Source organism: Peribacillus sp. Bi96, from assembly GCF_918698115.1.
Lineage (GTDB): Bacteria > Bacillota > Bacilli > Bacillales > DSM-1321 > Peribacillus.
In genome coordinates, this window is sequence record NZ_CAKKLV010000052.1 from 1 (window position 1) to 8783 (window position 8783).

Consider the following 8783-nt stretch of genomic DNA (forward strand, 5'->3'; position numbering starts at 1 on the left):
AGACCGAAGCGTGGATTGCGCATGGTAGTCGAAGATAGAAATATAGGAGGTTTCCAACCAGAAGCTTCTGAAATTTAAATGAATATAAGTTGTATTAATGAACAAAATTGTCACTCTACACCTAAGGTAGTTCCCCCTTTAGTTCCATAAAAAAGACTGCAGCATCAACCCTAGTTTTTGAAGTAAACCAGCTAATAGGATGTCAATATCTTTCTCTGAAATTTTCATTTCCCTTATGATATACTATTTTTGGCCATGCCAAATACCCCTCCAAAACCCTTTGGAAGGATTTTTCTCTGTTTCAGAATCAAATGTCCGGTAAGTAATAAAACCCAATAACAAAGATACGATAGGAATAATTATATACTGTGGCCCAAAAATAAAGGATGCTAGACCTAATAATAGAGTTAGCATCCCATAAGGATTTTGTCCTTTTATAGTATTTAAATGCACAATATCCTCCGGGGTCAGACCTTCGTGTTCGTACTTAGTTATTATTCGTTTAAGTATCCCTTGCACCATCCCTTGAAAAATGATGTATATAACAAAATTAAGCTTACTATTATTGTGAATTATTGGTTATCTTGATTTGTAAAAAAATTGCAGCAACATCACAATACCCTCTTACAACTTCCCTTATATTAAGAAGCCAGTTTTCGCCCTGTAATTCAACTAACGCACCCGTTAGTTTAAGTACAATCCTTCACAAATTATAAGAAAAATGCACCCAAAGTATCTCTCAACAAGTTAGTGAAACTTCTGCTCATTTACTATTTTTATACCATTTATCTGTTTTAAATTCCTCTGGAATCGATTGCTCAACAGGGTCATCAAATCCTAATTGTTCAAGGATTTCAAACCATAAATCTCTTTTAGAATCTGGTAATTTCGTGCCACACCACGGACAAAAGGTTATTTCTATACTTGAGCTGCCTCCATCGTGGATTAGTAACCCATATTCATCAAACCTTTTATTATAAGTGATCAAAATGTCTGGACAATCAAATGGGTTAGCGTGAATTTTGCAATTAATATTAACTTGGTCTTTCATAGCTTCGCAGCAGTGATTATTCATAATTATCTCCTTGGGATCAACCATTTATTGGTTTCTATGTACATATTTATCGTAATTTTATCATAGTTCCTTGTAGAACTTACCTGTCCCGTTAGTTGCAGAAACAAAAGAAGCTGCCATATGGCAGCCGGACTTCTATTAAAGCACACGTAATTTATAATGCGAATCGGCCCCATCGCCTAACCTAGGTTGCACTTGGTCATAATGTTACTATCAAATTATGTATTGTTGTATCATGCATACTAAAGGACGCCCAAGATCTATCCTAGACTTTTCTCCGTCTGTTTTACTTTTCAAGAAAAAAATTAAAGATTAAGGAGGCGGCAAAGAAGCATTCACGATTCTTGTTTAACATGAAAAATTTTCTTATTCAGTCTAGGGATATACATAACTAGAAAACCAGATCTACCCATACTAAAGACGATGAAGGCGAGCCATAAGCCATGATTGCCCCAGATGGGAGTTGTAGTGACTTGCACAATAATATACGCAATCAACGCGTAAATCATAGAGTTTCGAACCGGTACAATTTCAGTTGCTCCCGTAAAGACACCGTAAATGACGAGTCCGAAACAGGCTGCAAATGGGAAAATAATTAGCCAAGCTCCATATTTATTCGAAAGCTCAATTACTCTCGGTAAATTTGTGAAGAGTCCAATAATCTGTTCTTGAAATAGTCCATAGGCGCAAGCAATGAAGAAGGCGGATAGAATTGACCATTGCCAGGACAAAGTGAGCGTTTTTTTATATAATTTTTCGTTATTTGAACCAATCGCTTTACCTACGAAAATACTGGAAGCATTTGCAAACCCATCAAAGAAATAAGCCATAATATAATGAATTTGAATCAATACAGCATTTGCAGCCAATTGTTCAGTACCAAAAGAAGCACCTTTTGCTGTAAACAAGTTAAAAACGGCTAATAAACAAATCGTTCGAATAAATAAATCCCTGTTAACGATAAACATCTTTTTCATAGAATGTGTATCTATAAGCGTTCCCACAGCTGGCATTTTCCATTGAATCGGTGATGCCTTCAATAATAGGAGTAAGCCAATTAAGAAAGCGGTGATTTCTGCGATTAAAGTTGCCATAGCCACCCCTTTTACGGCCAAAGAAAAGACATGAACAAACAAAATGGCAAGAACAATATTTAGAACATTCATGAACACTTGTAAAAATAAAGATACTTTAATCTTCGACATGCCCATCAACCAACCAAGAATGACATAATTCATCAAAGTGAAGGGAGCTCCCCAAATTCGAATTCGAAAATATTCCGCTGCCAATTTGCTAACATCGGAATCAGGGGCAATCAGTTTCAAAGCTGCGTATTCAATCGGCCATTGTAGGAGGATAAAACAAAGACCTACAATGACAGCTAATAAAAAAGGGCGAAACAAAGCAAGGGCTTCCTGAGCTTGATTGTTTGCCCCATTAGCTTGAGCGGTAAACGCAGACGTGCTAACTCTTAAAAAACCGAATAACCAATATAAAGTATTAAAAATAATGCTGCCTACTGCAACTCCTCCAATATACGCCGGATTTGGAAGCTGACCAACAACTGCTGTATCCACAGCCCCTAATAAAGGGGTTGTCATCGTTGAAATCGTTAAAGGGGTGGCTAAAGCAAGGTATGTTCGATAATTCATCTTTTCCCTCCAATATGTTCTTCAGAAAAAATATAAACAAGAGCCTCGATTTTCAAGTTGAAATCGAGGCCTTCCAATCAATAAATATAGATTCTAGACTAGGTCTTGTTAATCCTCGTTGGAAGAGAACGAAAACGCGGATGCTCAGCAAGGATAGAACCTCTCATCTGTTTGACGACAGGATGTTCTGATGAAAAAAACTGAGTTTTAGAATCGTAAAGCTCGATTAATTCTCCTTTTTCCAGTACACCCAAAGTATCCGAAATTGAATAGGCCGCTTTAATATCATGTGTAATAAAAAGATAAGATAAGCCGAAGTCTTTTTTTAACTCATTTAATAATTCTAAAATTAGTGTTTGATTAACCATATCCAGACTACTTACGGATTCGTCTAAGACGATTAGCAGTGGCTTAAGAGAGATTGCTCTAGCAATATTAATTCTTTGCAATTGTCCACCGCTAAATTGGTGTGGGTATTTTTTTAAATCCTTCTCACTTAGTCCTACTCTTTCCAATAACTCAATAACGGTTCTTTTTTGTTCGGCTACGGTTAGTTTTTCATAGTTTTCTAATGGCTCGCCTATAATATGCTCGGCTGTCATTCGTGGATTGACAGATGAATACGAATCTTGAAAGACGACTTGTAGATCTCGGCGTATCTTTTGTCGAATAAGCTTATCAGCCGTATAAATATCATGCCCTTGAAACAGAACTTGTCCTTGCTGTGGACGTTCTAAGCCAAGAATCACTTTTCCTAATGTGCTTTTTCCAGCTCCACTCGTCCCAAGTAGTCCTAAACATGTTCCTTCGTCAATAGAGAGGGAAATGTCAGTGAGTACTTTTTTTGAATGATCTTTCCATTTAAAAAACGTATGAGAATTGTAGCTATGAGTTACTGCCTTTACTTGTAATAAACTCATTTGTTCCCCCCTCAAAAGAATGCAATCTATATTTCACAACATATAGGTGATAGGTTCTTCATGATTTAAGATAAGGCGGGCATTTAGCAGTTTCTTTGTATACTCATGCTGCGGATTATCAAATAATTCAAATACATTTGCAGTTTCTACAATTCTGCCATGTTGCATAACGACTACATCATCAGCCATTTCAGAAATGACTCCCAGATCATGAGAAATGAGTAAAATGGCTGTTCCATATTCAGCACGAATTTTATCCAAGTGGCGAAGTACTTGTAATTGATTATGAACGTCGAGTGCAGTTGTTGGCTCATCAGCAATAATAACGGAAGGATGTAAACATGCGGCCATCGCAATCATCACGCGTTGAAGCATACCTCCACTCAATTGAAAAGGAAAGCTTTTTAATAGTTTCGCGGGATCTGGCAGATTTACATTTTGCATCGCATCGATGGCAAGCTCTTTTGCTTGTTTTTTATTCAATGAGGTATGAGACCTAATCGTTTCGATAAATTGATTGCCAATTGTAAAAACAGGCGTAAACGAATTCATTGGATTTTGCATAATAAAGGCAATATCCTTGCCACGAATTTCACGTATTTCTTTATCGTCTAAACCATTCAATTCTCGTCCTTGGAGGGTAATGCTACCTTCAATCGTCGTTGTTTTCCGATCAAGAAGCTGCAGAATGGACATACTCGTAACAGTTTTACCACTCCCACTTTCCCCAACAAGACCTAGTACCTTCCCTTTTTCCAGTTCAAAATTAATATCCTGAACGAGGGTGGAAGCACCATCTTTTGTTTGTACTTGTACATGTAGATCGCTCACTTTTAATACATTCGACCGTTCTGTTCTCAATCTTCTCATTCCTTTTTATTAACGACGTTTGACTCCAAAACGTTCTGATAGCGCTTCGCCTAATAAATTGAAGGTGACGACAACGAGCATAATCATCAAACCTGGATATAGCATTAATTCTGGATTCGTCCGGATATATGATTTCCCTTCATGAATCATCGCTCCCCATTCTGGTGTAGGGGGTTGCACACCTAAACCTAGAAACGACATGGCGGATATATCCATGATGGCCCAACCCATTTCTAATGTACCCATAACAGCGAGCGGAGGGAGAACATTTGGAACGATATGTTTCTTTATTATCTTCCATTGAGAAGAACCGCTTATTTTAGCTGCCGCTATATAGTTTTGTTCTTTCAGACTAAGTACCATTCCTCGGAAAATTCTCGCATAATACACCCATTGCACAAGCATCAATGCTAAGATGACCTGTTTAAGGCCAGGACCCAATATACCAACAAGTCCAAGAATGAGCAAAAGATTCGGAAATGCCATAACACCATCACAAAGTCTCATTAGCACCTGGTCCAACCATCCACCTTTATAACCAGCAATGGTTCCAACAATCAAACCGATGCCTAAAGATGAAATAAAAATTAATGTGGCAAATCCTAACGAAATGCGAGCTCCATATAAGATGCGTGATAACGTGCATCTTCCTAAATGATCAGTTCCCAGTGGATACTCAAAGGAAGAGGGCTGTAGTTTATTAGCTAAATTGACAGCAATAGGATCATTTGGTGCAATCCAAGGAGCCAAGATCGTGATGATTAATAGGAAGCTCAATATTATCGAACAAAGGACAACCACTTTCTGACTTCTCATCATAATGCGAAGACTTGTTATCATTGATGTTGCCCTCCTTTTCTGGAGATGCGTGGGTCGATACACATTTGAATAAGGTCAACTATCAAGTTACTAATAATGAATAGTCCCGCTGCTAAAAGCACATAGCATTGAATGACAGGAACATCCCGATTAAAAATAGCTTCAATAAAATAACGACCAAATCCTGGCCAGGAAAAGACCGCTTCGACGATAATGGTTCCAGTCAGTAGCTTTCCTAAATTCATCCCTAGACCAGTAATCATAGGAGATATGGCTATTCTCAATACATGTTTCCCCATAATGACTTTTTCATGAATCCCTCTTGTGCGAGCAAAAAGGATATAAGGTTCCTGTAAATTTTCAAGAACGCTAGCACGTAATAGTCGAGTATACAAGGCTATTAATGGCAAAGCTAAAGTCACGGAAGGGAGAACCAGATGTTGCCAAGTCCCGATTCCTTCAACAGGGAATAGGTCGAGTTTAACAGAAAAGAAAAAAATCAATAAATAACCAAGCCAAAAAGAGGGGATCGATGCCCCGAAAAAAGAGAGAAGTCGACTAAAATGGTCGATACCACTGTTTTTCTTTATGCCTGCCAAAAAACCAAGAGGGACACTGACCAGGACCGCTAATATGATGCTACCTAAAGCTAACTGAATGGTCGCTGGCATTCGATATGTAACCTCGTCCCAAACAGGTTTATTCGAAAGATAAGATATGCCAAAATCAAATTGGCATATCTTAATGATAGAGTTTACATATTGAACATGGAGAGGTTGATCTAAGCCAAACTCATGTCTTTTCTGAGCCAACATCTCATCTGTGGGTTGGATATGTGCTGCCGATAAATATGCCTCAGCTGGGTCCACGGGTGAAAGGTGAATCATTCCAAACGTTAGAAGGATGGCCAAAAGAAAGATGGGAATAATGGCCATAATTCGTTTCAAGATATAAGTGCCCATGAAAACCCTCCTGTAACTTACTACTCGATGCTAATTCCTGTGAATGGATGTTCATCCCGGTTAGCAGGGAATGTAAAATTAGATACATTTTTTTGATAAACAGCTATTTTCTTAATATAAGAAATAGGAACAATCGCACCTTGTTCTTGTAGTGATTCCAAAATAGTGGAGTAAAGTTCTTGACGTTCTTTTTCATCTGTTGTTCCAGGAACATCTGCAATTTGTTTTAACAACTTATCTCTGTTCGGATAAGATGAAATGGCTTCGTTAAATCCAAATCCTTCTGAACCAACGATGTTTACAAAAGTATGGGGATCATACGGTGCGCCATAGTTACTAAAGAAATTCAATTCAAAATCATTAGCTTTAAATCTTTGAATTTGTACCGTAAGCTCAACTCCAACGATATTTAATTTAACACCTAGTGCTGCCCACTCAGATTGTAATGTTTCAGCCATTGCTTTTTGAATCGATTCTGCAGAGTCGTACATTAACTCGATTTCAAGTGGTTTTCCGTCTTTTTCACGAACGTTTTTTCCTTTTGGCAACTTCCAACCTGCTTCATCTAATAAAGCTTTTGCTTTTTCAACATTATAATCAATCGGTGTTACATCAATGTCTGAAGTATAAGGGAAGTTTGTCGGTAAAATAAAATCTGCCTTCTCTTCCAACCCAGAAGTAACTCCGTCAACCATTGCTTTTTTATTAAATCCATATTGTAACGCTTGACGAACACGTAAATCTGAAAGCTGTTCTTTCTTCGTATTCATAACTAGTTGTCTTGTCGCAACCGGATCAGAAATACTAGTCTCATAGGTACCTGTTGTTTCTAATTGTTTGAAAGCATCTAGACTGATAACGCCTTCACCATAAATAAGGTCTAGGTCACCTTTTTCAAAAGCAAGAACTCGGGTTTCAGCATCAGGAATGATCTTGATTTTGATTTTCTTTACTTTAGGGAGTTCACCCCAATAATTTTCATTGCGTTTGAAAATAGCATATTCATCTGCTTTATATTCTTCCAAAATCCATGGACCTGTACCGACTGGTTTTGTAACGCCTTTTGAAGTGTCACCATCTTTAGGGAATCCAGCATCACCTAAGAAACGGACTGGACGAACGACGGCTAACTCTTGAATTGTAGGATAATAGGGCTCCTTTAATGTTAGTTTAAACGTGTTTTGGTCAATTACTTCCGTTTGATCCACTTTCGGAATAAAGCCTAACCAACTATGTAAATCAACATTTTTTAATATAGTATCAAAGTTCTTTTTCACAATTTCAGCATTAAAGCTAGTACCGTCAGAAAATTTCACATCTTGACGTAGATTGAACGTATATTCCTTCCCATTCTTGGAAATTTCCCAAGATTCAGCTAAATGTGGTTTCAGCTTGCCTCCATCTTGGTAGCTAACCAAAGGTTCATATATCATCGATTGAGCGAATAATTGAGAAGGATTATAGACATGCGGATTCATTTCACCTATATCCCTAGGCCAAGCAAAAGTAAGCATGTCTTTATTTGAAGTTGAATTTTCTTTTGATTCATTTGTACATCCAAGTAAAAGCGTTGATAAAATTAAAACGATTGCTGATATAAATAACACTTGTTTGCTGTTTCTTCTTTTTGACATAACATTGGTGCCTCCAGTACAATATTGAGAATCATTTTCAAGTGTAATGAGTAACTATATTATTGTCAATATAATGTCGAAATTCTCGAAAAATATAAATATGTCCATTTCTCCTGTTTATCCAACTACCCCTTTAGTTCTATAAGAAAAGGAGCTGTTTCCAGCCCCATATAGATGTAATGCACCCTTTTCGTTTAATTATGTGCTTGTTAGTAATATCAGAAAGTTAACTAGTTATTTCCTTTTAAGACTGTTTATTAAGAAATGAATAATGCCAACAATCAGAAAAATATAACCAAATCCAATTAACAATTCAGAATTATTCATTTGCGTAGTAAGCTCTTCTAATAGACCTTGAGCAAAACTTGAATAACCTATTGATAAAAATAGTCCTCCTCCTACTAGATAAAGAATTGCTATACTGTATTTTTTCAATCTAAATTCTCCTCAAAAAATATTGTTCGCCTGATGCTAATTGTCTCCCTAACTTCCGTTGTATAAAAAATTCTTTAAATATTTCAATACAATTAACAATATACGGCTATATTTATTACTACATTTATAACAAAGAATTTCCCATTCCAAATCTTTATAATTTTTAACATTAAAAATTCATTATATTTCATTATGTATTTCCTTATTCAACTATCCTGCCCCGTTAGTTCCATAAATCGAGTAGGAGGAGGCGCCTAGCCTCCGACCTCTCACACCACCGTACGTACCGTTCGGTATACGGCGGTTCAGTTTAAGTCTGACGCAGTTTTGTATATCGTTCATATAGATTTTCTAACCCTTGATGTTGCCAATAAGCATTATTAAGGGTTTTGTCTAGAATAGGGCTATGCGCAATG

8 protein-coding genes are annotated in these 8783 nt (G+C 37.0%); all 8 read right to left on the reverse strand.

The window, feature by feature from the left end:
* Positions 1-763: 763 nt before the first annotated feature.
* Positions 764-1075, reverse strand: a complete 312-nt coding sequence (locus LQ203_RS26915; RefSeq protein ID WP_230162950.1) for a hypothetical protein — start codon at positions 1073-1075, stop codon at positions 764-766.
* Positions 1076-1410: 335 nt separating this feature from the next.
* Positions 1411-2727 (reverse strand): MATE family efflux transporter, encoded by a 1317-nt coding sequence (locus LQ203_RS26920; RefSeq protein WP_230162952.1) that lies wholly within the window; start codon positions 2725-2727, stop codon positions 1411-1413.
* Positions 2728-2825: 98 nt separating this feature from the next.
* Complete coding sequence (gene nikE / locus LQ203_RS26925; RefSeq protein ID WP_230162954.1) at positions 2826-3647, reverse strand: nickel import ATP-binding protein NikE; 822 nt, start codon at positions 3645-3647, stop codon at positions 2826-2828.
* Positions 3648-3680: 33 nt separating this feature from the next.
* Entirely contained in the window at positions 3681-4508 is an 828-nt protein-coding gene (gene nikD / locus LQ203_RS26930) for a nickel import ATP-binding protein NikD (protein ID WP_230162956.1), read from the reverse strand.
* Between the two features lie 18 nt (positions 4509-4526).
* The gene (gene nikC / locus LQ203_RS26935) at positions 4527-5357 is read right to left on the reverse strand and encodes a nickel ABC transporter permease subunit NikC (RefSeq protein WP_230162958.1); all 831 of its coding nucleotides are present in this window, start codon (positions 5355-5357) and stop codon (positions 4527-4529) included.
* Positions 5354-6298, reverse strand: a complete 945-nt coding sequence (nikB, locus tag LQ203_RS26940; RefSeq protein ID WP_230162960.1) for a nickel ABC transporter permease subunit NikB — start codon at positions 6296-6298, stop codon at positions 5354-5356. Before nikB ends, nikC begins: the two co-directional genes overlap by 4 nt.
* A gap of 20 nt (positions 6299-6318) precedes the next feature.
* Entirely contained in the window at positions 6319-7932 is a 1614-nt protein-coding gene (nikA, locus tag LQ203_RS26945; RefSeq protein ID WP_230162962.1) for a nickel ABC transporter substrate-binding protein, read from the reverse strand.
* A 234-nt stretch (positions 7933-8166) separates the two neighbouring features.
* The gene (locus tag LQ203_RS26950) at positions 8167-8367 is read right to left on the reverse strand and encodes a hypothetical protein (RefSeq protein WP_230162963.1); all 201 of its coding nucleotides are present in this window, start codon (positions 8365-8367) and stop codon (positions 8167-8169) included.
* Positions 8368-8783: the final 416 nt, after the last annotated feature.